The organism is Pseudomonas sp. TH32 (assembly GCF_016650855.1).
In the GTDB taxonomy this organism is placed as follows: domain Bacteria; phylum Pseudomonadota; class Gammaproteobacteria; order Pseudomonadales; family Pseudomonadaceae; genus Aquipseudomonas.
This window is the reverse complement of the sequence record NZ_JAEKFA010000003.1, coordinates 1-25519: the sequence shown is the minus strand read 5'-3', so window position 1 is coordinate 25519 and position 25519 is coordinate 1. Positions and strand designations below refer to the sequence as shown.

Annotated in this window: 17 protein-coding genes; 6 read left to right on the top strand and 11 right to left on the bottom strand. The window is 58.5% G+C overall.

The genetic code is table 11. The features are described 5' to 3' along the window. Positions 1 to 514 precede the first annotated feature (514 nt). Positions 515 to 880 carry a hypothetical protein gene (locus tag JFV30_RS32840; RefSeq protein WP_201126282.1) on the top strand — a complete coding sequence of 122 codons (366 nt, stop codon included), beginning with the start codon at positions 515 to 517 and terminating at the stop codon, positions 878 to 880. A 226-nt stretch (positions 881 to 1106) separates the two neighbouring features. Here JFV30_RS32840 and JFV30_RS32835 read toward each other — a convergent pair whose 3' ends face one another. The 9 genes from JFV30_RS32835 to JFV30_RS32795 all read right to left on the bottom strand — a co-directional run bounded on the left by JFV30_RS32835 (position 1107) and on the right by JFV30_RS32795 (position 13829). Further along, entirely contained in the window at positions 1107 to 2312 is a 1206-nt protein-coding gene (locus tag JFV30_RS32835; RefSeq protein WP_201126281.1) for an EAL domain-containing response regulator, read from the bottom strand. A 64-nt stretch (positions 2313 to 2376) separates the two neighbouring features. Further along, complete coding sequence (locus tag JFV30_RS32830; RefSeq protein WP_169388465.1) at positions 2377 to 3063, bottom strand: cysteine hydrolase family protein; 687 nt, start codon at positions 3061 to 3063, stop codon at positions 2377 to 2379. A 10-nt stretch (positions 3064 to 3073) separates the two neighbouring features. Continuing rightward, on the bottom strand, positions 3074 to 4180 hold the full coding sequence (locus tag JFV30_RS32825; RefSeq protein WP_201126280.1) for a fimbrial protein: 1107 nt from the start codon (positions 4178 to 4180) through the stop codon (positions 3074 to 3076). Continuing rightward, positions 4177 to 6675: a fimbria/pilus outer membrane usher protein gene (locus tag JFV30_RS32820; protein ID WP_201126279.1), complete on the bottom strand. Its 2499-nt coding sequence runs from the start codon at positions 6673 to 6675 to the stop codon at positions 4177 to 4179. The genes JFV30_RS32825 and JFV30_RS32820 overlap by 4 nt, the downstream gene beginning before the upstream one ends. 63 nt (positions 6676 to 6738) lie before the next feature. Next, positions 6739 to 7467 carry a fimbrial biogenesis chaperone gene (locus tag JFV30_RS32815; RefSeq protein WP_169388462.1) on the bottom strand — a complete coding sequence of 243 codons (729 nt, stop codon included), beginning with the start codon at positions 7465 to 7467 and terminating at the stop codon, positions 6739 to 6741. Between the two features lie 75 nt (positions 7468 to 7542). Beyond that, on the bottom strand, positions 7543 to 8091 hold the full coding sequence (locus JFV30_RS32810; protein WP_169388461.1) for a fimbrial protein: 549 nt from the start codon (positions 8089 to 8091) through the stop codon (positions 7543 to 7545). 195 nt (positions 8092 to 8286) lie between these two features. Beyond that, positions 8287 to 11880, bottom strand: a complete 3594-nt coding sequence (locus tag JFV30_RS32805; protein WP_201126278.1) for a transporter substrate-binding domain-containing protein — start codon at positions 11878 to 11880, stop codon at positions 8287 to 8289. Beyond that, positions 11881 to 12507 carry a response regulator transcription factor gene (locus tag JFV30_RS32800; RefSeq protein WP_169388459.1) on the bottom strand — a complete coding sequence of 209 codons (627 nt, stop codon included), beginning with the start codon at positions 12505 to 12507 and terminating at the stop codon, positions 11881 to 11883. A gap of 140 nt (positions 12508 to 12647) precedes the next feature. Next, a complete protein-coding gene (locus JFV30_RS32795) occupies positions 12648 to 13829 on the bottom strand; it encodes an EAL domain-containing response regulator (protein WP_242487221.1) in 1182 nt (393 codons plus the stop codon). A 482-nt stretch (positions 13830 to 14311) separates the two neighbouring features. On the opposite strand from JFV30_RS32795, the gene JFV30_RS32790 reads away from it, so the two are divergent. The 4 genes from JFV30_RS32790 (at position 14312) to JFV30_RS32775 (ending at position 19392) form a co-directional block, all read left to right on the top strand. Further along, a complete protein-coding gene (locus JFV30_RS32790) occupies positions 14312 to 14857 on the top strand; it encodes a fimbrial protein (RefSeq protein WP_201126277.1) in 546 nt (181 codons plus the stop codon). A gap of 71 nt (positions 14858 to 14928) precedes the next feature. After that, positions 14929 to 15669: a fimbria/pilus periplasmic chaperone gene (locus JFV30_RS32785; RefSeq protein WP_201126276.1), complete on the top strand. Its 741-nt coding sequence runs from the start codon at positions 14929 to 14931 to the stop codon at positions 15667 to 15669. A 34-nt stretch (positions 15670 to 15703) separates the two neighbouring features. Beyond that, a complete protein-coding gene (locus tag JFV30_RS32780) occupies positions 15704 to 18301 on the top strand; it encodes a fimbria/pilus outer membrane usher protein (RefSeq protein WP_201126275.1) in 2598 nt (865 codons plus the stop codon). Further along, positions 18301 to 19392 carry a fimbrial protein gene (locus tag JFV30_RS32775; RefSeq protein ID WP_169388455.1) on the top strand — a complete coding sequence of 364 codons (1092 nt, stop codon included), beginning with the start codon at positions 18301 to 18303 and terminating at the stop codon, positions 19390 to 19392. Before JFV30_RS32780 ends, JFV30_RS32775 begins: the two co-directional genes overlap by 1 nt. A 1328-nt stretch (positions 19393 to 20720) precedes the next feature. On the opposite strand, the gene JFV30_RS33370 is transcribed toward JFV30_RS32775, so the two are convergent. Together JFV30_RS33370 and JFV30_RS32770 are read right to left on the bottom strand one after the other, a co-directional pair. Beyond that, positions 20721 to 20939 (bottom strand): hypothetical protein, encoded by a 219-nt coding sequence (locus JFV30_RS33370; RefSeq protein WP_242487220.1) that lies wholly within the window; start codon positions 20937 to 20939, stop codon positions 20721 to 20723. 705 nt (positions 20940 to 21644) lie between these two features. Then, on the bottom strand, positions 21645 to 21782 hold the full coding sequence (locus JFV30_RS32770) for a cold shock domain-containing protein (RefSeq protein WP_201126283.1): 138 nt from the start codon (positions 21780 to 21782) through the stop codon (positions 21645 to 21647). Between the two features lie 236 nt (positions 21783 to 22018). Here JFV30_RS32770 and JFV30_RS32765 point away from each other — a divergent pair, with 236 nt between their 5' ends. Further along, complete coding sequence (locus tag JFV30_RS32765; protein ID WP_201126274.1) at positions 22019 to 24688, top strand: autotransporter family protein; 2670 nt, start codon at positions 22019 to 22021, stop codon at positions 24686 to 24688. Positions 24689 to 25519 lie beyond the last annotated feature (831 nt).

The window sequence follows — 25519 nt, the reverse complement described above, 5'->3', positions numbered from 1 at the left end:
GAAGGCGTAAGGCTCAAAAGTTTTATTTTTGAGTAGCAGCTGAATCATGACTCCACTCGTACTTTTCTAATTCAATTTAAATAACTGAGAAGTGTTATTAGCCACCACTATTTCGACAGCATCTCACATAGCCCTCTCCCTGGCGGCGGACAAGTCGCCAGTAAGAACTAACTCATGCAAAGTTGGTGGCTTGTCAAAAACGCACAACGCGCGTACCCCTTGATTTCCTATCCCTCTGGCCCGAAGCTTCCAATTTTCCATCTGTACAAGGGGTCTCCATTGCTTTCATGGATCAGGTAGTTTTCCGGCCAACAAGCCCGCTATTATGAAGGACGATTTGACCAAGCCTTGAAGCGAAGCAAAGTCTGGGGGACTGGCGCCCTCGGGTTTCAGTCGCACCCAAGAGCGGTTTGCCGGCGAGCACAACCTCAAAGTTTTCCAGCAAGTGGTGACAGCTTATCTAGGCAATTACCAGGCTGAAGAAGTATCACAGCAGTGTTTCGCTGTAACTTTAATGCTGAAAGCCCCATTGGAAGAGGCACTGGGGATGCCGCTTGCCTTCACCTTAGGGTACGTCGAATACAATCGCTGCAATGTGTTTCATAGCAATCACCAAGAGCTTAAGACGATGTTGAAAAAAGGAATACCTTCACCAGCGCTGAATCTGCATGCGTGGCTCACGCTGCCGAGCCATGAGGTGATTGATATGACATTCGGTACCACGTACGGCGTGGTGAACCAAATACCGAGCGTAATCGGCCGCATGTGTTTCATGCATCCGGATGACATGAAAGCCGATATGCAGTACCACCCACAGCTGATTGGGGAGGATTACCTGGAACGAATCGGCGCTACGCATATTTTGCTGATGCCGTCTTAAGACTCAATCACGTTATGAAATCGGCCGCTTACCAGGAATTCCTTGCATCTCCACGATAAGTTCGACTAGGACCCGCATCTGGCTATCCTTGAACGGCTGCATTCGGCCAAAAGCAGACATTCGCATGTGGTCCGCTCCAAGGCTGAGACAATGGCATGACGCTTCAACGAAAACAGGATGGTTCAGTACGCGGATTTTAGTTCATACATAGTGGCCGCAGGGCAGATCATGATTGTCCATCAATTCTCGACGCGGCCGGTAGCCATCGCAGCAGATCCACATCATTCATCGGCCGGGCGAACAGGTAGCCCTGCCCTTGAGTGCATCCCATCGCGAGCAACGACTCGCGCTGTTCCTCAGTCTCGATGCCCTCCACTACCACGGACATCCCCAGGGTTTCCCCCAATGCCAGGGTGCTGCTGACGATTGCCTGACAGCGCGGTTCGTGGAGCAAGGTGCGGATAAACTCACCGTCGAGTTTGATCTCGTTGAACGGCAGCTGGCACAAGCGCTGCAACGACGAGAAGCCGGCGCCGAAGTCGTCAATGGACAGTTTGCAGCCCATCATGCGCAGGCGTACCAGGGTTTCCAGGCTGGTGGCCGGGGCTTCCAGCAAGCCGCTTTCGGTGAGTTCGAAGGTCAGGCTGGCGGGCACTGCTTCGTGCAGGGACAGAATGCCTTTGATCACCGCGGTCAGGTTGCTGTTGGTCAGTTGGCTGGTGTGCAGGTTGAACGACAGGTCGAGCGTCAGGCCGGTGTTTTTTGCCAGTCGCTGCAGGCTCAGAGCTTGGTTCATCTGCATGAACAGCAGCGTATCGAGCAAGCCGCAGCGTTCCAGCACGGGCATGAACACCGCCGGTGACAGGATGCCGCGCAACGGGTGCACCCAGCGGGTGAGCACCTCCACGCCGCAGACGTCATCGGTATTCATGTCGACCTTGGGCTGGTACCAGGCTTGCAATTGCTGTTCGTTGAGGGCCCAACGCACTTCTTCATCGCTGGCCAGGCATACCGGCACAGCGTCGGGCGGCGCGACACCAGGGCCACTGGAGCGCTTTTTTAGCAAGTTCTCCAGAGTGTGCGCCTGCAACGGCTTTCCGACATCCCCGAGCATTTCCAGGCCTAGCAACGAAACGATCTGCTGAACCGTGCGGCGTACATCGGCCGACAGGGAGCTGCTGATAATCACTGAGCCGACCAATCCGGAACTTCCCACCTGCTGAAGAAACTCCAGGCCATCCATGCCTTCCATGCACAGGTCGCACAGGGCAATGTCCACTGCGCCCACTTGATCCAACACAGCCAGGGCGTGTAAGCCGTCCACTGCCTCGAAGACCTCGCGGCAACCCAACTGGCGCAACATACTCACTGCGACGGCACGTTGAAAAGGATGATCCTCGAGAACCAGCACGCGTATGGGAAAACTCGTCATTGAAGTCGGCTCATCTGAAAGGAATAAGGTCGCCCGGGTGTGACGCCGGGCGGGTTGCAGCGATTTAGCGCACGGGCAGCTTGATGATCTGCTCGGTGGTCATCACGTCGCCGAAGGTGTCTTCGACTTCGGCCAGTGCCGATTGATGCAAGGCGTCCTTGTCGACGCTCTGGCCATTGAGGCGGGTGATCGCACGGGTGGCGGACGCATCGGACGCCACGATTACGTTGAAGCCCAGTGGCGCTGCATCACGGGCTGCACCGGCGACACAGGCGTGGGTCATCAGACCGCTGATGATCAGCGTATTGATCCCGGCCTTGCTCAACTGTGCGGCCAGGTCAGTGCTGGCGAACACGCTGACGGTGTTCTTTTGCACGACGTGATCCTGAGGACGCGGCTGCATGTCCTTGTGGAATTTCACGGTCTCGCCATCAATGGCAAATACCGCAGCGCCGGCCGGCGACACGTGTTGCACGTGGTAGACCGGAATCTTGTGGCTATCGGCATAGTTGATCAGCTCACGGGCTTTCGCCAGGGCGCTGGCGCCATCCGGGATCGGCATGCGCCCTGTGAAGTATTCGTTCTGGAAGTCGATCACGATCAGCGCGGTCTTGGCGGCCGGCAATTGCTTAATCTGCTCGGCACCGGACATGGCGCGGATGGTCGGGTGATCGTTGGCGATTGCTGCACCGCTGGCAACCACAGTGGACAGTACGCAAGCAGCCATGAAGCGACGGGTAAACCGTTGCATGGGGAGTTTCCTATTTGTAGGTAATGGTGAAGTTGGCGGTCGCGGTGGCGCTGCCGGGCTGTGGCCCGGTAGCGTCGCCGGCGGTCTGGATATAGCGGGCACCGAACTGCAAGTTGGTATTGCCGTCCTGGACCGGCATGATCGGCACGTCGACGCCCAGTGGCAGCGGGGTTCCATCCTGCTTCAGCACTTGCACGGCGACGCCTGTGGCGGTGGCTTCGCTATTCAGGCCGAGCACACCTTGGCTGGCGTCGACAATCATCGAGCCCTTGGCGCCGTCCAGGCGGATGTTCGCGTTGTTGCCGCGAAAATAGTTCCAGGTAGGATTTCCGGCATAGGTCCCGGCCACGCAGTTGTTGAGCGCGATGTTGAACCCTTCGGTGGGCGTGACGGTTCCCGGGCCGTTGAACACGCGCTTCTCCCAGTTCTTCATGGGCACATCGATGATGTTGCCCACGGCTGCGGGCATGCTGCAGCCCGCCACGGTCACGGTTCCGGTCAGGCGGCCATCGATCCAGTTGAACGGGGTGCCGTTGTTGTTGATATCGACGGTGTACACCTGCAAGTTGCCGAAATCGTTGATTCCTGCCGGGATAGGTCCGGTTTTGATCAGGATCAGGCTGTTGTTGGTGTTGGCGCTAAATCCACCGGTATTGCAGCCGTTGAACGTGAGCGGGAAGTACCAGCTGCCAGACGTCAGGCACATATAGGCGGGCCGGCTTTCGTTGACTACTCCGACTCCGACTCCTGGAACGTTAGTCGTGTAGAGCTGACTGCCTTGCACTGCACCAATGGCTGCTGTGACGTTAGGCGCCTTGGCAGTCAGCATGGTGGACTGGATCGAAAACGGGGTAGTCGTCGCGCAGTTGATAATAGGAAACCGGGTGTACTTGACCGCGCCAATGGTCGATCCCACCGGGGCGTCCTGAGGGATGAACAGGTCACCTACGGCATGGATGCTCTGAGTCGCAACGGTGGCAGCACAGTCAGCCGCAGCCATTTGTGAAATAACCACCGGCAGCACCGCCAGCGCACTCATCATCAAGCGTTTCTTCCAGACATTACGCGCGGGCAAAGCCAAGTCTTGGGTCGAGGACACAGCACTAAAAGTTTTCATGGACGAGATTCTCCGCAAACAGCATCCATCACCCGGTAACCGTCGGTGGCTGGCGTGCTGCTGATATCCAAATTGATTTCACATTGCTGGGCAGCCTCGCCACCCCACTTCATCGTGTATGTCGTGCCCTTGCTGGCAGACAGCAACACCTGCCCCGCCTGTCCAACCACACCAACGCTGGCGCCCTGGTCGTCCTGCACGGTGGTGCCGAAAGGCAATAGCGAGCCGTCCTGCAGGCGCACGTTGAGCAGTATTTTTTCCGAACGGCCAGCGGCGAATACCGCCTTGACCACCGCACCGCGACGCGGCACAACATTGGTCACGCCTTCGGCGATGTCGACGCTGGTATCCAGCTCGCTGGTGTCCACGGCCACGCGGTTCTTGCGATACGGCGTGACGTACGGCACCAGGGCATACCCGCGATCGTTGGTCAGGGTGCCCGGGGCATTCAGCAGGCCAACCTTCGGCGTGTCCTTGACCTCTACCAGTGCGACGGTTTCACCCAGGGTCTGGCCGAATTCCACGCCATCGCCATGGGCCAGCACCGAGCCAGCCGCGCTGACCGAAGTCTGGCGGTAGCCCGAGCCGACGCTCACACCGGCGCCCAACTGGGCAAACGGTGCGCGGTAGCCCAGTAACGCCGAACCATTGTTTCCGGTGTTTTCCACGCGGTTGGCGTTGACGTTATAGTTCAGGTTGCCATCGCGACCACTGAGGCCGGCCCGTTGATCAAGGCTGCCGTCGTTATTGCGGGTGACGCTGAACGTACCAGTGCTGCGGGTTTGCCCCAGGGGCATGGACACGGTGAAAACCACTTGGTTGTTGGAGCCGAAGTCGTCTGTCAGAGTCTTGCTGGCGTACACGCCATAGGTCACGCCCTTATACTGGGTGTTGAAACCCAACTGCATCTGCTTGTCTTCCCGGGACGTGCCCCAGTAGTTCTGCTTGCTCAGGTTCAAATACAGCGAGCCGTAGTTGTCCAGGGCCTGGTTGACGCTTGCCTCGACCTTGCTGCGTTTGGAGAACTGGCTGTATTCGTTGGGTTGCTGCAAATCCACGGCTTCGCTGAAGTCGCGATAGCCTTCGGTGGAATAGCGATAACCGGCGAAGCGAACCGAGGTGCCGCTTTCAAACGCCTTGCCGTAGCGCACGCCGACGCTCTGGCCCTTTTTGCTTTCGCCTTTGGCAGTGACAGTCGTAGGTACGTCGGTCTGGGCCTGGGTGACGTCGATCGACACGGCGCCGAGGCTGCCCAGGCTCTTACCCACGCCAACCACACCGGCACGGTAAAAATCAGCCCCCAGAAAGCCACCGTACAGCGTCAGGTCGAACGGCAACCCATAGGCCAGCGACGCCTGGGTAAACATTGGCCGCTCGCCGCCATTGGCCGAGTTGTACTCGCCCACTGTCGCGCTGTAGCGCCAGGTTTTTTCCCGCAGCATATTGGCCAGGGTCGCGTACGGCTGGGTGAAGCGGCGCTCGCGGCCATCGGCTTCGGTGATGATCACTTCCAGGTCGCCGCTGCCCGAGGCCGCGTTGAGGTCGTTGATTTCAAAAGCGCCCGGCGCCACGTAAGTGGTGTAAAGCGAGTAGCCGTTCTGGCGCACTTCGACCTTAGCTTGGGTCTCGGCAATGCCACGGATCACCGGGGCGTAGCCCTGCATCGAGTCCGGCAACATGCCCATGTCCGAAGCCAGTTGCACACCGCGAAACGGCACGCTGTCGAACACATCGCCGGGGGTGAAGCTCTCGCCCATCGTCAGCGTGGCTTTCAGCGGCGTGATGTCCCGTTGTGCGTAGGTATTGCTGCGCTGCCACTTGCGTCCACCTTCATCGTCCTGGCGGAACGATGAGCTGGAGCGAAAACGCCAGTCGCCGAGGTTGAACCCACCGGCTGCATACAGGTTGTACTGGTTGCCGGTGCCACGAGCATCGCTGGTGGTTTGCGCGGCGGAAAACTGGTAGTTGAGCATTGCGGCATTGATGCCGCGGTCCCATTCCGACGGTGCCACGTAGCCGGCCGCATCCCGGCTCAAGGCGATCTGCGGCACGCTGATATCCAGGGCCAGGTAGTTGGCGTTGAAGGTCACCGAGGCGCCTTCGATCAGCGCAGCCAGGTCGATGCACGCGGGCAGCGTTTCGCCGGGTACTTTGAACGCATCCAGCTTCACCCCGAGCTCCTTGAGAAAGGCTTCGGACAGGCATACCCGCACGTCGCTGCCCTGCTCGTCCTTGATGAAGGTCATGTCACGCCGGTCGAAAAAGCTCTGGTTCAGGCGAATCAGTACCGGGTAAGTACCAGGACCGATGCTGCCGCTGTTAGCCACCGCATCCAGGTCGAGGTTTGGCCCGGCATCGGTGCCACCAAACGACTGCATGAAACTGGCATCGAACTTGGCGGGCTCACCGGCCACGGCCAACTCACCGGCACAGGCGGCCGCCACGGCGACCCACAAGGGCAAACGACTAAAGCTGAAGGAGTTATCGAATCGCATGGCAATACCCGGCCGCCGCGCCACAGCCGTGGCACGCGCAAACGTCTACAGAAAGAAAAGGAATCAGCGGTTCAGTGGCACGGTCTGCGGCTCGCTGTAGCCGCCGTAGTCGTTGATGGCCGAGAACACCACTTCACCGCCGGTGCCTTTGAAACCTTGCAGCGGATAGCGCTGGCTGCTCATCGGCGCGACCATCGTCGGCTCGTTGACCTCGACGCTCTGGCCGGCGGATTTGGCGGTCACGCCAATAAACGAGATATGGAACGGCGACGGGTTGTTGACCACCAGTACTGCCCTGCCCTGTTCCTGCGCCAGGCTCCACGTCAGCTTCGACGGTGCCTCCATCGCATTGCCCTTGAGGCCGGCCGGGCGATAGAACAATTTGACGCGGGTGCGCATGGCGATCTTCAGCGTATTGGCATTGCCTTCGCTGGCGACCGGGATTTCCTGAGCGTTGAAATAGAACACCGATTCACGGTCGGTCGGCAGGTTGCCGGCGACTTTCTGGATACGCACCATTTGCTCTTTGCGCGGGTCCAGGCGGAACAGCGGTGGCGTGGACACGAAGGGCGTGGCGGTGGTCATGTCATCGGCTTCGGTGTTGACCCAGGTCTGCACCATGTACGGCTGCGCCGTGGTGTTGCTGACGGTGATCGCCGCATCGCGTTTGTTGCCGTCGAACACGATCCGCGTACCGCCGAGCATCACACCAGCGTGGCTGGCTGTGCTGAGCAGTGCGGCACTGAGCAACAGCGCCAGGGCCGATGCTTTCTTGAAGGGGGAAACGTTCATTTCGATCATCCTCTTGCCGTGAGCGAGGGGATGGCCGCTGCGCGCATCAACGCTGCAGCGGCGCATCAACAGGGCTTACTGGTACTCGACGGTGAACGCAGCCTTGGCGTTAGCCGGGCCGGAGGTCGCAGTGCCGGTAGCGATGTAGTTGGCGGTGAAGCGCAGCGGCTGGCTCAGGTCCAGGTACGGAGCGGATTCCAGGCCCAGTTGCACGTCCTTGTCGGTGGCGTCCTTGATCTGTACCGCAACGTTGGTAGCGTGGCCCGCTTCCGGGGCGATACCAATCCACTGACCGCTGGCGCCAGCGGTACCGCTCAGGGACAGGAACTTGACCACGGCGCTCTTGCCGGTGACGTTGCAACCTGGGGCGGTAGTGTCGATGGTGAGAGTGAACGCGCCGCCACCGGCGACAGCGCCGGTGGTAGCCAGGGAGGTGGCAGGTACATCACCCAGGCCCACATCGCCGGCACCGGCCGAACCGTTCAGGTCGGTCACAACCACTGGGCAGGTGTTGTCGGTCACGCTGCCGACGAAGTTGATTTCACCGTCAGCGGCCATGGCAGCTTGGGAACCAGCGGCGAGGACGACAGCGGCAAACAGACCTTTGAGCGCAAACTTGTTCATAACGTAATCCAGATAATGAGGAAAGTCTGAAGCCCAGTGAGGACTTCAATCAGGTTGCAGGGCCCGGTCCGCTTGGTCGGTGGGGCCGTTCAACGAGGCTCAGTATCGGAGTTGTGATGAGTAAATGACGTATGAACGCTGCCGCATTTTTGTAGGAAATTTCCTGCTGCCAACTGCTGCCTCCTCTCCTAATATTCAGGCGAGGTAACGCTCAAGACGTTCGCTGAGCAGCTCCATCTGTTGATGCAGCGCATCCACCGTCTCGGTCAGTAGCGTGGCGTCTGCTCGCTTGGTGGCAGCCTCCAGGTCGTCACAACAGCGAATCAGCCCCTGGGCCTTGATGATCCGCGCGCCGCCCTTGACCCGGTGGGCCAGGTCCGCCAGGCCTTGCAGGTCGTGGCGGGTAAACAGCTGCATCAGGCGCGCCATGTCCTGCTCATTACTGCCGGCCAGGTCGCCCAGCAGGCTTTTGATCGAGGCGATGTTACCGCCAGCCAGATGTTCAACGCTGCTTAGGTCGATATCGTCATCTGCCGAAAACCAGGGTTGCGCAGGCCTCTGCTCGGTTGCCAGGCCTGCCAGGCGTACACTCAAATCCTTGAGGCTGATGGGCTTGAACAGGCAGTCATCCATGCCGGCCGCCAGGCAGCGGACCTTCTCTTCCGGTTGCGCATTGGCGGTAAACCCCAGGACCAGGCTCGGTGGCAAGCCACGGGACGTCTCTTCGGCGCGGATCGCCCGGGCCAATTCGTAGCCGTTCATCAGGGGCATATTGCAGTCGGTGATCACTACATCGAACTGCCCGTTCCGCCAGGCCCGCAACCCATGGGCGCCATCTTCAGCATCCTCAACCCGGTGCCCCAGGTAATTGAGTTGCTGGGTCAGCAACTGACGGTTGGCCGGGTAATCATCAATTATCAGGATGTTCAATGCGTGGTTCATCACTGCCGGCTCATCCTCGACCGGGGCGGCGTCGAACAACGGTTCAAGCGTGGTCAGGTCAAGCCGCACGTCGATGCGCGTGCCTTTGCCCAATGTGCTGTCGAGGGTCAGGCGCCCGCCCATCATTTCGCAGAGTGTGCGGCTGATGACCAGGCCCAGGCCGGAGCCGCTGCGAGCCGACTGGTCATTGTTGCTGGCTTGGGTAAAGGGGCTGAACAGGCGTTTCTGGTCCTCTTCGCCAATGCCCATACCGGAGTCCTCAACCTGCAGTCTTACCCCCAATTGCTCCTTGCCCGTTTCCGTTCGAACACTTAAGCGCACCTGGCCCTGGGCAGTGAACTTGATGGCGTTGCTCAGCAGGTTGGACACGATCTGCTTGAAACGCAGCGGGTCGATCAACACATCGCAATTGACCCCGGCATCCAGGTCCAGCTGCAGTTGCAGCTGTTTCTGCCGCGCCAAGCCTTCAAAAATGCGTACCACCGACTCCAGCAGTTCCCGCAGATTGGCGCGCTCCGGGTTCAGGGACAGACGCCCGGACTCGATGCGGGCAATGTCGAGGATGTCGCCGATCAGGTCCAGCAAGCCCCGCGCCGCGCCGGAAGCGACGTCAATCGCAAAGCGATCCATCACGCCCTGGTCAGCCTTTTTCGTCGCCAGTTCGAGCATGCCAATCACCGCGTTCATAGGCGTACGAATTTCATGGCTCATGGTCGCCAGGAAGGTGGTCTTGGCGCGGTTGGCGGCGTGGACGTCTTCCAGCAGGCGCTGGCGCTCGCTGATATCGATCCAGCCGGCGATCATGCCGCTGACTTCGCCGGTGCTGCTGCGGTACGGCAGCATCCAGTGGTAGATGGTCAATACTCGGCCATCGGGCATGCTCAGGCTGCGGTCCTGTAGCTGCGCTTCGCCGCTGTCCATCACCTGCAGATAGTCACGGTGATACGCGGCGGCCTCATCCGGGTCGCCCAGCACACCGTCCAATACGGTCTTGCCGATCACCTGCTCGCGCTCGACGTTGAACACTTCCAGGTAACCGCTGTTACAGATCAGCAGCTTGCCCTGCCGGTCGCGCACATAGATCGGGTGCGGTGTGCCGTTGATCAATACCCGCATGAACTCAACCTGGTCGCTCAACGCCTGCTCGGCCTGCTTGCGCTTGCGCATCAGCATCCGCAGGTAGGCGATCCAGCCCAGGGCAATCAACAGCAACACGGCGGCAATCACGAAACCCTGGATGATTGCGCTGCGGTTGCGCAGCCAATAGCTGTCACCCACCACGACCTGGCTGCGCCAACGGTTGGTCAGCTCATCCATTTCTTCGGGCGCAATGCTCAGCAACGCCTTATCCATGATCGAGAACAACTCCAGTGCCCCCCTTGCGGTGGCGAAAGCCACCCGGGCGTTGGTCACACCAACGGTGCTGGTCACTCGTAAGCGGTCACGATACTGGCGCGAAATCATGTAGCGCGCCGTAATCAGCGAGTTGACTGCTGCATCCGCCTGGCCGTTGGCAACCATGGCCATTGCGTCCTGAGCGTTTTCCGCATCCACCAGGCGAATGCCCGGGTACTGCTCGATGAGCATGTCACGGGTGGCGTTTCCGCGGATTACAGCAAGCTTCTTGCCATTCATGTCATCCAGCGTGTTAGGGCTGCCGGGCCTATTGCTGCTCACCAGCACGAACGGTGTAGCCAGGTATGGTCGCGTGAAACGCAGCACCGCTTCGCGCTCATCACTGGGCGTCAGGGTGACCAACAGATCCGCCTTGTCAGTGGTGATGGCTTCAATCATCTCCTTTACGGAATTCACCCGCTGCACCTCGAATTTCAATCCGGTGCGCAACGCGACCTTCGCCAGCACATCAGCGCTAATGCCACGGAACTCGCCTGCGTCGGTGTAGAACGATATGGGTAAAAAGCTGTCGTCCACGACCACCCGCAACCGCGGATGTTTATCCAGCCAGCGCTGCTCATTGACGCTGAAATGCAACGGACGCTGGCCGGGCATGCTTGCGCCGCCAGCGCTCCAGCGGCGCAGGATTGTCTGGCGTTCGGTAACCGGGATCGCCGCCAATGACGCGTTGATAATCCGCAGCAGCCGCCCGTTATCCCGCTTGACCGAAAACGAAAAGTTGCTGACTTCCAGGCGTGAGAAGTCCGCCAGTTGCACATTGTTCAGGTAGTTGCGGTTGATCAAGTAATTGGCACTGATCGCATCACCCAGGTACACGTCCGCTTGGCCGAACGCCACGGCGCCGATGGCGCTGAGGGTGGACGGGTAAAGCAGCAAGCTGGCCTTCGGGTAAAAGTCTTCAACGGTTTTGGGCGGCAGGTAGTGATAAAGCATCGCCACGCGCTTGCCTGCCAGTTCCGGGTCGAGGTTCTGGCTGTCGCCGACGCGAGTGACCAGGGTCGGTTGGTCCTCTGCATAGGCGTTGGAGAGTTGCAGTTCCGGGTCTGCTGCTTCAAAACCGTTGGAGCTGCCCAACATATCGACGTCGCCAGCCTTGAGCGCCGCCAGCACCTCATCCCGCGAGGCATACCGATGAACGCGGACGTTGATATGCAACAGTTGCGCCACCAACTGCGCGTAGTCGGCGGTAAAACCTTCATAGTCGTGGCGATTACTGGTAATGCTGAACGGCGAATAGTCCGGCGCTGAAGATCCCAACACCAGCGTGCCCTTGCCCCGCAGCCAGCTCCAGTCGGCCTCGTCCAGGCCCACGCTGTAGTCGTTGACGTCGGAGCGCCCATGCAGCTTGAGCATTTGCGGCGCCGCCAGGGCTTTGCCCAGGGTTCCGAGCAACAGCAGGCCCAGCAAGCCGTGTCGAAGAAGTGTGTTCATTCAGATGAGGTTATTGCGCTTGGCAAAGTCGGCTAGGTACACCACCGATTTCACGTTGAGCTTTTCGATCAGACGGGTCTTGTAAGTGCTCACCGTCTTATTGCTGATCAGCATGGCGTCGCCGATTTCCTTGTTGGTCAGCCCCAGGGACAGTTGTTGCAAAATGGTTAATTCGCGGTCAGAGAGATTCTGGATCAACTCGTGATCCGTAGCCTCGGCATCATTGCGCCGTACCGAGCTGTTTGCCAAATTGGGGAAGAAGGTGTAGCCGTCCATTACGGCTTTGATTGCCTTGGTCACTTCCTCCATGTCGTTGGTCTTGGAAATGAACCCAGCCGCACCGGCTTTCATGCAGCGCATTGAATAAAACATCGCCGATTGCGAGGTAAATACGAGGATTTTGCTCGGCAGGCGCAGGGACGTGATTCGGTTGAGCACCTCGAGGCCGTCGAGCTTGGGCATGCCGATGTCGAGAATGATCAGGTCGGGCACATGCTCCCGTGCCAACTGCACCGCATCTGAGCCGTTATCGGCTTCGGCCACGACTTTGAACTGAACCTGGCTGAGCAGCATTTTGACGGACGAGCGAATGAAGGGATGGTCATCCACAACCAAAGCGGTATACATGTAACCTCCTGTAGGTGCGCCGGAATGATCCGGTGACAGAAGCACCTGCTACACAAAACGATGGATTAACGACCAGCCGATGCGTCGCTCAAGTTACACGAACACGACTGAAGTGTAGGAAAATTCTGAAGTTTTGCTGCTTAGCCCACCGGCGAACTTGCCGACTGTACGTCCTGCCGCGCCAACCAATGCAGGAGGTCGTGGCCGGTCATTGGCCGGGCCAGGAAAAACCCCTGCCCCACCTCGCAACCGAGGCTGATCAGGGCATCACGAATATGTCGGCTGCTGACGCCCTCAATCACCAGGCTCATGTCCAGCGAGCGAGCCAATGCCAGGGTGCTACCGACCATGGCCTGGCTACGCGGTTCGCTCAGGGTGCGGATAAGGTCTCCATCGAGCTTGATCTGGTTGAACGGTAACTGGCACAGCAACTTGAGTGACGAGAAACCCACACCAAAATCATCAATCGACAAACCGCAGCCCATCAAGCGCAGGCGCAGCAGGTTTTCCTGGATGGGGGATTGCAAGTCCAGCAAGCCGTTTTCAGCCAGCTCGAACACCAGCGCCGAAGCGCACAGATCGTGGCGTTGCAGCGCGCTCTGGATATGCTCGATCAGCCCATGGCGGGCCAGTTGCGAGGCATGCAGGTTGAAAGACATTTCCAGCACGGTGCCCTGACGATGCAGTACGGCGAGCAATTTCAGCCCTTGTTCGAGTAGTTGCATGAACATTTCATCGATCAGGTCATAGGCCAGCACTGCCGCGAGGAAGTCCTTGGGCAACAGCAAGCCCCGTGCCGGGTGTTCCCAGCGTACTAAAGCCTCCACGCCGGCGAGGCTGCCATCGTTCATCATCCGTTTGGGCTGGAACCAGCCGCGGAACTCACCCAGGGCCAGGCCCAGTTGTATTTCTTCTTCGCTGGGCAGCGGGGCCATGGCCGGGGGCTTGAGCGCCGCCGGCGGTATCGAGCGATACCGTTTAAGCAAGCGGTCCAGCGCTTGCGGCTGCAAAGGCGTACTCAAGATACCCAGCAGTTGCACACCCGACAAAAATTCCAGATGTCCCAGGGCCCGGCGCAGCTCCGGACGCAGCTCATTGGACAACCCCACCGCCTGAACCAGGCCGATCTGGCTGGCATAGCGCAGGAACTCCACCTGCTCGAATCCCTTGTCGCACAGGTCGCACAGCACGATATCCACGCCGCCGGTGCGCTGCATCAGGATCATCGCCTGTTCGCTATTACTGGCTTGCAACACCTCCCGCACCCCGAGCCGTCGCAACATATTAACCAGGGCACTGCGCTGGAAACTTTGGTTTTCCATAACCAGGACACGTGGTGAAGGCATTGTCATCAACCGTTTTCAAGCTCGAAGACGGACATAATGACGAGCATAGGCAACCCTCAACGAAGGAAACCGCCTTGCTTCTTGTGGGAAATTTCCCTGTGCAACTAGCGTCCCACTGTAGTGAATAACTCATCCGGAACACTTGCAAACGTTGCCTCCGGCCAATCCCGGGCGTTAAGACCGCGATGATCGAAAAGGGTGAGTTTGTTTGGTACATAAAACAGCAAGCTCGTGCTTTGCTAGTTTTAGCCGAGATACAACATCTGAGCGGCAATGCTAGTGGAGCCTGTAGGAAAGCTCCTACAAATCACAGGGAACGCACCTACACAAATAAGTTTTCCCAAAGCACAAGATCACCCTGTCGCCCAGCAAATGGTTTGTAACGCTCGACGCATTTCGCGTCCTCCAACCATCCAGGCTTTCGCGACAGGCTCGTACCTTACTTTTGGAGTTGTCCCATGAATCGCAAAGCTCTCGCCATCGCCGTACTGGTTTCCGCAACCGGAGCACAATTGGCCAATGCCGCCGACGGCACTATCAATTTCAACGGTGAACTGCGTAACCAGACCTGCACCATAGCCGTTGACGGCGTGGTGTCGCCTGCCATCGCCACCGTGACCCTGCCGACCATCTCTACCGGCCTGTTGACCACTCCGGGCCAGGTTGAAGGCCAGACCGGTTTCAACATCCAGTTGAGCAACTGCGTTGGTACCGCAACCACCGCCGCGGCTTTCTTCAACGCCGGTGCCACGGTTGACCCGATCAGCGGCAACCTCAACAACATGACGGGCACCGCGACCAATGTACAACTGCAACTGGTTGACCTGCAGGGCGGCGCAGCGATTCAGGCGGGTAACACCAACCAGATCACCAGCACCACCCGCAACACCATAGACGGAACCGGCGCCGCCAACATGCCATATGCCGTGCAGTACTTCGCAACCGGCGCCACCACCCCAGGCACCGTGGTCAGCTCCGTGACCTACAACGTCGACTACCAGTAAGCCGACAGCACCCTGACGTACCCTGTCCAAGGCGGACAGGGTACGTCAGGGTGTGGCAAATGAGGTGCGTCATGCGTTACGCAAGTGTTATTCGAATAAGCGCATTACTGATGCTGTCCATGCTGATGTATTCGCAAGCCAAGGCTGGTGTGGTTATCACCGGGACGCGCCTGGTCTACCCGGCGAGTCAGAAAGAAATCACTGTCAAATTGGACAACAACGGCGCGCGTCCCGTGCTGGTGCAATCCTGGGTCGACAGCGGTGATATGCAATCGAGCCCGACTAGTTCCAAGGCTCCGTTTGTATTGTCGCCCCCGGTGTCGCGTATTGATCCGAGCAAAGGCCAGAGCCTGCGCCTGATGTTCACTGGCGCAACGTTACCGGCCAACAAGGAGTCGGTGTTCTGGTTAAACGTGCTGGAGATCCCGCCAAAAGCCGAAGGCCCGGCAGACCTGAACGTGCTGCAGATGGCATTTCGTTCGCGTATCAAGATTTTTTACCGTCCTGACGGCTTGCCAGGGAACCCTGTCGAGACCCTGCAGCAGGTGCAATGGAAAGTCGTACCGGCAGAACAGGGTTTCGCCCTGCAAGCCTTCAATCCGACCGCGTTTCATATGTCCCAGGTCGAACTGGCTCTGACGGTTGGCACGCAACGTTTCGAGAGTGAAAACGGCATGGTCGGCCCGGGTGAAACCAAGATTTTTGCCTTGCCCACGCTCAAGTCGATGCCCGGTGCTGCGGCGCAGGTCGAGTTCAACGCCATCAACGACTATGGCGCCCTGGTGCCGGTGAAGCAACCGCTCAAGCCTTGATCTTCCCGCGAACGTTTTAGCGCACGAGTAACCTATGAAGACTCTCCCACGCCTGGGCGCGCGCCCGCAGGCTCGGCCTCGCTTTGCCCTGAATCCGCTGGCCTCCCTGGTACTCCAGACACTGGCCGGCACTTCAGTTGCGCTTGCCACCCAGGCGGCATGGGCCGAAGACGTGCAATTCAACGACGCATTTTTGCCTGAAGACTCGCGCAGCCTCGACCTCAGCGCCTACCAGCAGGGCAACCCGGTGTTGCCGGGCGAGTACCGTGCCGATGTCGCGGTCAACGGCAAACTGGTGACGCGCCAGGACATTCGCATCAACGCAAATGACGACGGCAGCCACCCGACGATGTGCTTCAGCCGTGGCCTGCTTGAACTGATCGGGGTGGATTTTCGACGGTTGTCCGCCGAGGCCATGACAAGCGTGGAAAGCGGTGCCGAGTGCCTCGATATCGCAGGGTTGATCGAGGGCGCGACGGCGATGTTTTCGCCGTCCAGCCAGCAACTGGATATCAGCGTTCCGCAGATTGCCTTGCGTCGTGATGCGCGTGGTTATGTCAGCCCTGAACTGTGGGATCGCGGCGTCACCGCCGGAACCCTGAGCTATAACTTCAACGCCAACCACAACAAGACCGACACCGGTAATTATGACTCGGCGTACCTGGGGTTGAATGCCGGGTTGAACGTTGGCGATTGGCGCTTGCGCCACAACGGCTCGGCCAGTTGGGACACCTTCTACGGTCAGAACTACCAGGCCCTCAATACCTACGCCCAGCGCGATATCACCTCGCTCAAGAGCCAGTTGACCGTGGGTGAAGCCAACACCAGCGGCGAGATCTTCGACACTCTGGCTTATCGCGGTGTGCAACTGGGCACCGACGATCGCATGCTGCCCGAGTCCCGGCGTGGCTATGCGCCGATTATCCGCGGCATTGCCCGCACCAGCGCGCGCGTGGCGATCCGTCAGGCCGGCAACCTGCTGTATGAAACCACAGTGGCGCCGGGCGCTTTCGTAATCGATGACCTGTACTCGACCGGTTATGGTGGTGACCTCGACGTGACTGTCTACGAAGCCGATGGCAGCGAACAATCATTCATCGTGCCATTTGCCTCCACCGCGCAGTTGCTGCGCCCAGGGACTTCGCGTTTCAGCGTCACCGCAGGTGAAACCCGCAACAACTACATCGACCGCCAGGCGAAGCTTTTCCAGGGCACCTATCAGCGTGGACTGAGCAACATTTTCACCGGGTACGGCGGTGCGCAATTGAGTGACGACTACCGTTCGACCCTCGGCGGCCTGGCATTCAGCACGCCGGTCGGGGCTGTGGCGGTAGACGTCACCCACGCGCAGACCGAACTCAAAAGCGGCACCGCCACCGGCCAGAGTGCACGCCTGAGCTACAGCAAGAACATCCTTAGCACAGGTAGCAACCTCGCCGTGGCGGCGACGCGCTTCTCCACGGAAAACTACCTGGACTTCAGCAATGCCGTGCAGTTGCTCGATGCCGAGCGCAGGGGCCTGGACACCCGCCTGTATGGCCGCGCGCGCAGTCGTTTGTCGCTGACCGCCAACCAGAGCCTGGGCGAATGGGGCCAGGTGGCCTTCAACGGGTTTACCCAGAATTACTGGAACCTGCCGGGCCGCGACGTGCAGTACCAGTTCAGCTACAACAAGCAGGTCGGATCGGTCAGTTACGGCGTCAGTGCCAACCGTGCGCGCATGGGCATAGGCGATATGGACAACAGCCTGCTGTTCACGGTGAGCATGCCGCTGGAATTCGGCTCTTCGATCAACAATCCACAACTGTCCGCACGTTTGATGCGTGACACCCAAGGCGCCTACAGCGAGCAGGCAACGCTCAGCGGCACTGCCGGTGTCGATCGCCAGTACAACTATGGCGTGACCGCAGGGCATGACGGCGCAACGCGCGAAAACAGTACTTCAGTCAACGGCCAGTACATAGGCCCCAAAGCCATCGTCGGCGCTACTGTCAGCCACGGCGCTGGCTACGACAGCCTGTCGCTGAACGCCAGCGGCAGCGTGGTCGTACACCCGAACGGCCTGACGCTGACCCCCTATCGCGGCGAAACCATGGCAGTGATAACTGCCAAAGGCGCCGAAGGTGCCAAAGTGGTCGGTTTCCCCGGCCTGCGCCTCGACAAGCGTGGCAATGCGGTGGTGCCTTACTTGCGACCATACGAATTGAACGAAGTGGCTATCGATCCGCTAGGCACCGACATGAACGTCGAGTTGAGCGAAACCAGCCAGCAAGTAGCGCCGCGAGCCGGTGCCGTGGTGGCGCTCAAATACGGTACCAACAACGGCCAGGCGCTGTTACTCATCGTAACCCTGACCGACGGCAGCAGTTTGCCGTTCGGCGCCAGCGTGGTCGATGACCGCGGCGTGTCGGTAGGTGTGGTTGGCCAGGGCGGCCAGCTCTATGCACGGGTCAAGGACAATGCGCACCGACTGCTGATCAGTTGGGGCACTCAGGCCGGGCAGCAATGTGCATTGCCGTTGCCGTCGGTGAAAAGCGAAGGCAAGCACCTGCAGCAAGTGGACGCGGTGTGCTCGGCCAACCAACCAGATAACCGCGTTGCTTCTGTGAACAGCGCACAGGAGACCAAGTGATGAACGTGATGAAAGCAAGTGCTGCGGTGTTGGGGTTGTCGTTGTTGGCGGGGACGGCTTTGGCTAATTGCAGCTTCGCCGACGGTACATCCAGCATGATCCGTACCCAGCCTTTGCTGGGGGGCTATCTGACCGTCGGCAGAGATGTGCCTTTGGGGGCAGAGATCTATCGGCAAACGTTCGACGCCTCAACGTTAGTAAGTTTGGCGTGCTCGCCCGGTCTATATAACATGGAGGCCAAACGATGGTTGCCGACAACGCCATTGCCATTGTCAAGCTGGGCGGGTACCCCCTATGGAGGACGCGTGTATCAGACGGGTGTGCCCGGCATCGGTGTGGCTCTCTGGTTTAATGGAGTAGCACTTCCGGCATCGACCAACGGCACGAACTGTGGTGGTGGAACGAACGTCTGTGTCCTGTCAATCCAGGCGCCACTGGCGTTCGATATGTCATTAATCAAGATCGGTGAAGTGTCACCGGGCACGATTCAGGGGGTGTCGCTACCGACGATGGCCCAGTCGCGTATCACCAGCAACAATGTTGAAATTCAGCGCGTGGGTTTCTCCGGCAGCATTTTCATCGTCTCGCGCACCTGTTCTACGCCCGACGTCGCCGTACCCATGGGTACACATATGACCAGTGAGTTCTCAGGCAGGAACACCTTTACGCCATGGAAAGACTTCTCCATCGCCCTGAACAACTGCCCGGCCTTCAGGGGTTATTACCAAGACATTGGTCCTCATTGGGCGAGCAATGGGATGGCCAGCAACCTGACCATGCGCAAAAACAACGTCCTGCAGGTGCGCCTCGATCCGACCAGAGCCGCGATCACCCCTAACCTTGGCATCATGAGCCTCAACCCCAGTGCACCGGGTGAAGACCCGGCCGCCACCGGCGTCGGCCTGCAAGTCGCCGACAGCATCGGCACGCCGTTGCCACTAGCCACGCTTCGTGCCAGCGGCATCACACCTCGAACCGTGGAGGACGCCAGCTATACCATCCCGCTGAAGGCCCGCTACATCCAAACTGGCGACAACATTACTGCAGGCCCAGCCAACGCCACGGCGACGTTTACCATCAATTACTATTGAGCACGTAGATTACTTGAGCGCTCTATTACGCTCAAAGACTCCCAGCAATTGCTTTCACTTAATCCTCTCATCAAAGTAAAAAACGAAGTCGAGAATACCCAGCTTTCTGTCGACGTATGATTCTCCGCAATAGTCAGCTCGAATCCCTGATGGCGAGGCCGCTATTGGCCCAGAGTGTGTAAATACGCAGCAGGAACGTGCGGTACTGAGGTAAAGCTCGTCTGTAGATTCCAAACAGGAGGGATGCCATCGAATGACGGGATCTTTTAGAAACAATGCTCGTGCATTTTTGGAAGAAATTCAGGTGTAATCGGCAAGCTGGATGCTGAGCCGATGACCGAGTTGATCCCGCACTTCGGACTACACTCCCTACCGATACGAAGACGGTCGGCATGAGCAAATGGTCTGCCTAAAACGCTACGGCGCCTCCAAGCAGCTCAAGGGCATCATAGAGAAGCTGGAAGCCGCTACGATCTAACACACGGAAGGGGAGCGGTTTTTCACCATGAGCGTGTTGAACAGAGCTATCGCCTGCTGGAACCGTACAAAGTGTGCCTAACCTTCTATCGCGAACACCGCTTGCTGCGGATTCACGTCACCAGAGCGTATTTCGCACGCACTGGCGAAGACTCACCGGAAACCCCGATCAACAAAAAGGGGCTCAGTGTCTTCAAGGTCGCGATGGATACGCAAAGAAAACCCAAGGGCCAATACCCCAAGGAATTACGGAATCGGCCGAAGCCGCAAAAGTGAAGGGCCAGAAACGGCGAATCCCGCTCTAGGCGGGATTCTCAGCCGTCGATTGCATGCGTTCGACGGGGCAGGACGCTGTTACTTGGCACTGGGCCATCTGACTTTCATCAGAAGCGGGGTGCAATCCGAAGATCCCTGTAACTATCCTATGGTTCACGCCTACGTGCAGATGAATAGTAGTCAATCCATTATCACTAGGTCAATCATGCTGCCACCTCCTGGATCACCTAGACTCACCCCCGATCATTCGTCAGCACCCGTTCAGAGCTGGCCCTGACAGCGTCCAATTCACCGGCAGAGCTGGCAGGCCTATCAGGCTGCTCATACAGGGTCAAAAACTGCTCCTGGGCGTCCTGGAAACCAGCGCTATTCTAACAGCTAGTCATGGCAAGACGGTTTCCCGCACCGGAATGTGTTCTGAGCATTACTCTCTAGTGGGGAACAAGGCTAGTCAATTCGCATCGGTACTCCCCACATCTCAAATGATTAGTTCCAGTGAATCGAGTGACAGATTAAAGGTCGATTCAGCAGAATCATTTCGCTAGCTGCAAGGGGGAGCGGGTGTTAGATGATGCCTATAACTGGCGTAGGCGCATAATCGCATCGGTAATGGCTCGTGCATTCTTGTCCAGCGTTTCCATGGCCCCCATTGCGTTAGCGGCGACACTTCCCACTCCATTCTCTGAGATACATTTGGTCACTTCTTCAAGGGCCGCTGCTAGGGCGTGCTGGTTGTGCAGGAGCAGTGTGAGAGCGTCCGCTGTGGCTATGTTGGCTTCAGAGTTATCTGGCATGGAGATCGTCCTTGAGTAACTGGTGTGGGAAGACTAGCTGAACACGCCGCTGGCTGGAGCCACTTCTCCAGATCCGCTGACACCTGGATATTTGCACTGACTTGACGACTCATTTGCAATCGACCTAACCAGCAATTTGCAACGGACTTGCCCCCCTAACAACCATCACTGACAGTGAACGGCCATAAGCGGACGTTGACCCGGGGCTGCTTCCTGCCAAAAACCAGACACTCAGAACATCTAATAAACTGTGGTCACTTCAAAGCTTCATCGTGAACGCTAAAAAGCGAAAATCCTGTCGATTGTGCTGACGCTAGCAATTACCCCAGCGCTGAGTTGGGCCAAGAACTTCGACTGCGCGGTTTACGACAAAACCATCAACAATGGCCAAGGCTCTGACGCCCGACAGGGTGATGTCTCCATCGAGTCGAACAGCACGGCGGAGGCGGTCGCGCAGACACGTGTCGAAGATAGCCAGTGGGAAGGTGTTGTCCGGTATGAGGTTAACTGCCGCGAGGCTGAGGAGTAAGCACATCTACAGACTACCGAGGGTCGCATCCATGCCGCCCTCGGCACACCCTAACTTGCGGCGGGGCCTCTGGCTCACTCGCAAACAGTCCCCATGGGTTTTCGCCCGCCTAGCACAGCGCGAATAAGATCGGCGTGCAATCCCTTCGGGCCATGTGCAACTTGGGACTCAACTTTCTACCCCTCGTGCAATCTCCCAAAGCCATCACCTTGAATGCTTTTGAAATGCGCAAAAAGATCCTCGCCTCCATTATCAGGAGTAATGATCCCCGATCCATCCGCATCATTGAACAACTTCGCTGTTCCGGTCGCCATGATTATGCCATCTCTATTTCCGCGGTGTTTATTCATCGAAAATTGTCGAGTGTAGATGAGATGCGGCGGCTCAAATGGTATTCCGTGGGCAAAAAGCCATGCGCAACGTGAATCGTGTCACCCGTCAATCCAAATACCCATTTACTTGTAGATATCGTGCCTATGGTCTAGACACAACTACAAAATCAATTTTTCGTACACTATTAGAATAACATTGCCGTTATGAGAGGGAACTTATGCACCTTGCGCTGCGTGTCGGAAAAAATGGACTCCTTCAAGTGGGAGCATTGTCGCTTTTGAGTCTTGCGCTACAACAGGCGCAAGCGGCTTGCGTACTCACTCCCGGCCCCGGCGTTGAGTCTTACATCTGCGACAGCGGCACCAGTGCCACGGGGCTCACCGACTTGGTGGGCAACAATACTCTGACCTTCCCAACCGGCGGCACCGGCACTATCAACGGTAACATCCTCACCGGGCCTGGCGCCGACGTCGTCGACATGAACTCCGGGCGCATTGTCGGTAACGTCACTCAAGGCGACGGCGCCGATCGCTTCCGTATCAGCGCCGGGACGGTCACGGGTGCGGTTTCCCAGGGCAACGGCATTGATGATTTTGTCATGACAGGAGGACAGATCCAGTCCCTTGCCCAAGGCGATGGCCGCGATACCTTCCTGATGACGGGCGGCACCATCGTCGGAGCCTTTGAAGACGGCGACGTGGCGCAGCAAACGGGTGGCACCATCGGCCGGGTCGACATGAAGCTGGATAACAACATCTACGACATGTCCGGCGGCTCGATCCTCGGCAACCTCGTCACCGGATTTGGCACCGACCGGATCATCGTCTCAGGTGGCACCATTGGCGGTAATATCAGCGTCAGCGGTGGTAATGACAGCATCACCGTCAGCGGCGGCGTGATCAACGGCGAGATCCGCGCCAGTGTCGGCAACGACACGCTCAATTGGCTCAATGGCGGCCAGATCAAATCCTCCGTGTTGATGGGCGACGGCAACGATACCGCGCTACTCAGTGGCCTGACCGAAAGCCTATTGAGCGCCACCCCATCCATCGACGGCGGCCTGGGCAATGATCAACTAACCTTCAACAACACCACTTCCAGTATGGCCTCTCGATACATTGGTTGGGAGACCGTCAACCTCAACAACAATTCACACTTCGACCTGGCCGGGGACTTTTTCCTCGGCGACAGCGCCAGTAATACCGGCACGTTTTCTATCGACAACACCAGTGTGCTGGCCGTGACCCAAGGCAGTATCCGGCCCTACACCGCCGGCCAGTTGGCCTCCCTCAACAACGCCGGCACCATCGACATGATCACCGGCAGCAACAGCGCCACCGACTCGCTGACGGTGCACGGCAACTACGTCGGTAACAACGGCCAGTTGTGGCTGCAAACCGTGCTTGGGGATGACTCCTCGGCCAGCGATAAACTGGTGGTCTCGGACGGCACCATCAGCGGCAACACCCAACTGGCGGTCACCAACCTTGGCGGACTTGGCGGCCTCACCCAAAACAACGGGATCGAAGTAGTGCAGGCTCTCAACGGTGCGGTCAGTACCACCGATGCCTTTGCCTTGAAAGGCTCGCTGTCTGCCGGCGCTTATCAGTACTACCTGTTCAAGGGCGGTGTCACCGCCGGGTCAGAAAACAATTGGTATCTGCGTTCCTCTGTGGTGGCTGTACAGCCACCGGCAGTGCCAACCCCTCCACCGGTACCGCCAGTGGTGGTGCCGGAGCCACCGATTCCACCCGTGCCGCCGGTAGTCGACCCGGATGAACCACCGGTTGAGCCGCCAACACCGCAACCTGTCGCGCCGGTCGAGCCCCCGGTCCCACCGCCAACCCAGGTGCCTGCCGAAGTATCGCCGGAACCTGCCGCCACCACACCGCCGCTGCCAACGGCTGTGGCGGGTGCCGACCCGATTCCGCTGTATCGCCTGGAAGTCCCGGTGTATTCGGTGGTCGTACCGGCGGCGCAGTTGATGACCCTGCAAGCGCTGGGTACTTTCCATGACCGCCAGGGCGAACAAAGCCTTCTTAGCGAAACCGGCGCCGTCCCGGCTGGCTGGGGCCGTGCGTATGGCATTGACTTCAACAAGAGCTGGACCGGCACGGTGTCGCCGAGCTTCGACGGTACGGTCAAAGGCTATCAGGTGGGCCACGATCTCTACGCGTCTGAAACCAGCGGCGGGCAGATCCAGCGCTTCGGCTTGTTTGTCGGCCAGAGCCAACTGCGGGGCGACGTCAAAGGCTTTGCCGAAGGCTTCCAGGACCGTCGTTCGGGCCGAGTCAAACTCGACGGCGACAACTTCGGCGCCTACTGGACTCTCACCGATCCCAAAGCAGGCTGGTATGTGGACCTGGTAGCCATGGGCACGCGCCTGGACGGCAATAACAAATCCGACCGTGGCGTGAAGATGGACAGCAAGGGGCATGCATTGGCGTTGTCTGCCGAAGCTGGCTATCCGATTGCAATCTCCGAGCATTGGGTGGTGGAGCCGCAGGTGCAGATGATCAACCAGCAGATGAACATGGACAGCCAGAACGACGGCATTTCCAAAGTGTCATTCGACTCCCAGGACTACTGGACTGGTCGCCTCGGCGCACGCCTGAAGGGGCGTTACCTGGTGCAGAACACGCCGATCGAACCGTACCTGCGGGCCAACGCCTGGCGGACCTTCGGCGGCAGCGACACGGTCACCTATGACAATGTTGACCGGATCAAGAGCGATCACAAGTCATCCTCCGCCGATCTGGGTGTAGGCGTGGTTGCCAAACTGTCATCTACGGTCAGCGTGTACCTGGCCGCAGACTACAATACCAACTTGGACGCCAATGAGCTGGAGGGCGTCACTGGGAACCTAGGACTGAGGATGAGTTGGTAAGCGGCTCTCCCCGTCCTCGGAGTAATGCAACTAAATAGAGAGGTGCCGTCGTGCACCTTTCTTTATTTAAAAAAACTACTCATCGTAGTTGCGCCAGCTCGGGAGCTCCTGAATGAACGCAATCGCGACCAGAGTCCGCTTTTGGCCGATTGCTGCCCTTCAGGTGTTTTAATATTGCCCGTCAAGAAGCTTGCTTGGGCCTAGCTTGAGGCGTCCATGCCCGGACAGGCCGCTTGCGATCCATAGCTGCCTCTGGTGTTGGCCGGTGATCGGTCACCTGCGTGCCATTGATCAGCGCCTGGATCTAAGTGACTTGCGTGTGGGCACTCACTGCCGATAAAACCGGGGGCGATTCAACAGGCTGGTCCGTATGGCTTAGATACCGGCCGTCCGCGTTACGCCGTCCAGGTAATCGCGCCGGATGAGCAGGCGAGACGCCAGGTCGAGGACAACTCACAGATTATGGGCACTCCTGGCAAGCACTTTTATGTGTGGGATATCAAGAACGGTTCGACTTGGCCTGTTTTCCTGACCCTGACAGTGGATGGAGTGACGGTAGGCAAGGACAACGACTGACGAACTGTTCGAGGAAACCGAAGCATGGAGCCCCGTCATACGCTGATAGCTTTAGGTTTGATTATCGCCGCCATAATTGCGGCGAATACTTCAGCCTGCAATCCACCGGCACATACAGCATCCTCGACGCAGCAAGCGAAGCAGATCTGCGATGAAGTTTACGCTGACAGCGAGGACGCTAGCGGATACGGCGATTGCGTCAGCTCAGCAAAGCGAAGCCTCGAAAAATACTAATTGACGGAAAACCCAAACTGT

Coding starts and splice junctions, on each gene's coding strand:
- JFV30_RS32840 (WP_201126282.1), top strand. CDS start 515: ATGCTGAAAGCCCCATTGGAAGAGGCACTGGGGATGCCGCTTGCCTTC.
- JFV30_RS32835 (WP_201126281.1), bottom strand. CDS start 2,312: ATGACGAGTTTTCCCATACGCGTGCTGGTTCTCGAGGATCATCCTTTT.
- JFV30_RS32830 (WP_169388465.1), bottom strand. CDS start 3,063: ATGCAACGGTTTACCCGTCGCTTCATGGCTGCTTGCGTACTGTCCACT.
- JFV30_RS32825 (WP_201126280.1), bottom strand. CDS start 4,180: ATGAAAACTTTTAGTGCTGTGTCCTCGACCCAAGACTTGGCTTTGCCC.
- JFV30_RS32820 (WP_201126279.1), bottom strand. CDS start 6,675: ATGCGATTCGATAACTCCTTCAGCTTTAGTCGTTTGCCCTTGTGGGTC.
- JFV30_RS32815 (WP_169388462.1), bottom strand. CDS start 7,467: ATGAACGTTTCCCCCTTCAAGAAAGCATCGGCCCTGGCGCTGTTGCTC.
- JFV30_RS32810 (WP_169388461.1), bottom strand. CDS start 8,091: ATGAACAAGTTTGCGCTCAAAGGTCTGTTTGCCGCTGTCGTCCTCGCC.
- JFV30_RS32805 (WP_201126278.1), bottom strand. CDS start 11,880: ATGAACACACTTCTTCGACACGGCTTGCTGGGCCTGCTGTTGCTCGGA.
- JFV30_RS32800 (WP_169388459.1), bottom strand. CDS start 12,507: ATGTATACCGCTTTGGTTGTGGATGACCATCCCTTCATTCGCTCGTCC.
- JFV30_RS32795 (WP_242487221.1), bottom strand. CDS start 13,829: ATGGAAAACCAAAGTTTCCAGCGCAGTGCCCTGGTTAATATGTTGCGA.
- JFV30_RS32790 (WP_201126277.1), top strand. CDS start 14,312: ATGAATCGCAAAGCTCTCGCCATCGCCGTACTGGTTTCCGCAACCGGA.
- JFV30_RS32785 (WP_201126276.1), top strand. CDS start 14,929: ATGCGTTACGCAAGTGTTATTCGAATAAGCGCATTACTGATGCTGTCC.
- JFV30_RS32780 (WP_201126275.1), top strand. CDS start 15,704: ATGAAGACTCTCCCACGCCTGGGCGCGCGCCCGCAGGCTCGGCCTCGC.
- JFV30_RS32775 (WP_169388455.1), top strand. CDS start 18,301: ATGAACGTGATGAAAGCAAGTGCTGCGGTGTTGGGGTTGTCGTTGTTG.
- JFV30_RS33370 (WP_242487220.1), bottom strand. CDS start 20,939: ATGCCAGATAACTCTGAAGCCAACATAGCCACAGCGGACGCTCTCACA.
- JFV30_RS32770 (WP_201126283.1), bottom strand. CDS start 21,782: ATGGCGACCGGAACAGCGAAGTTGTTCAATGATGCGGATGGATCGGGG.
- JFV30_RS32765 (WP_201126274.1), top strand. CDS start 22,019: ATGCACCTTGCGCTGCGTGTCGGAAAAAATGGACTCCTTCAAGTGGGA.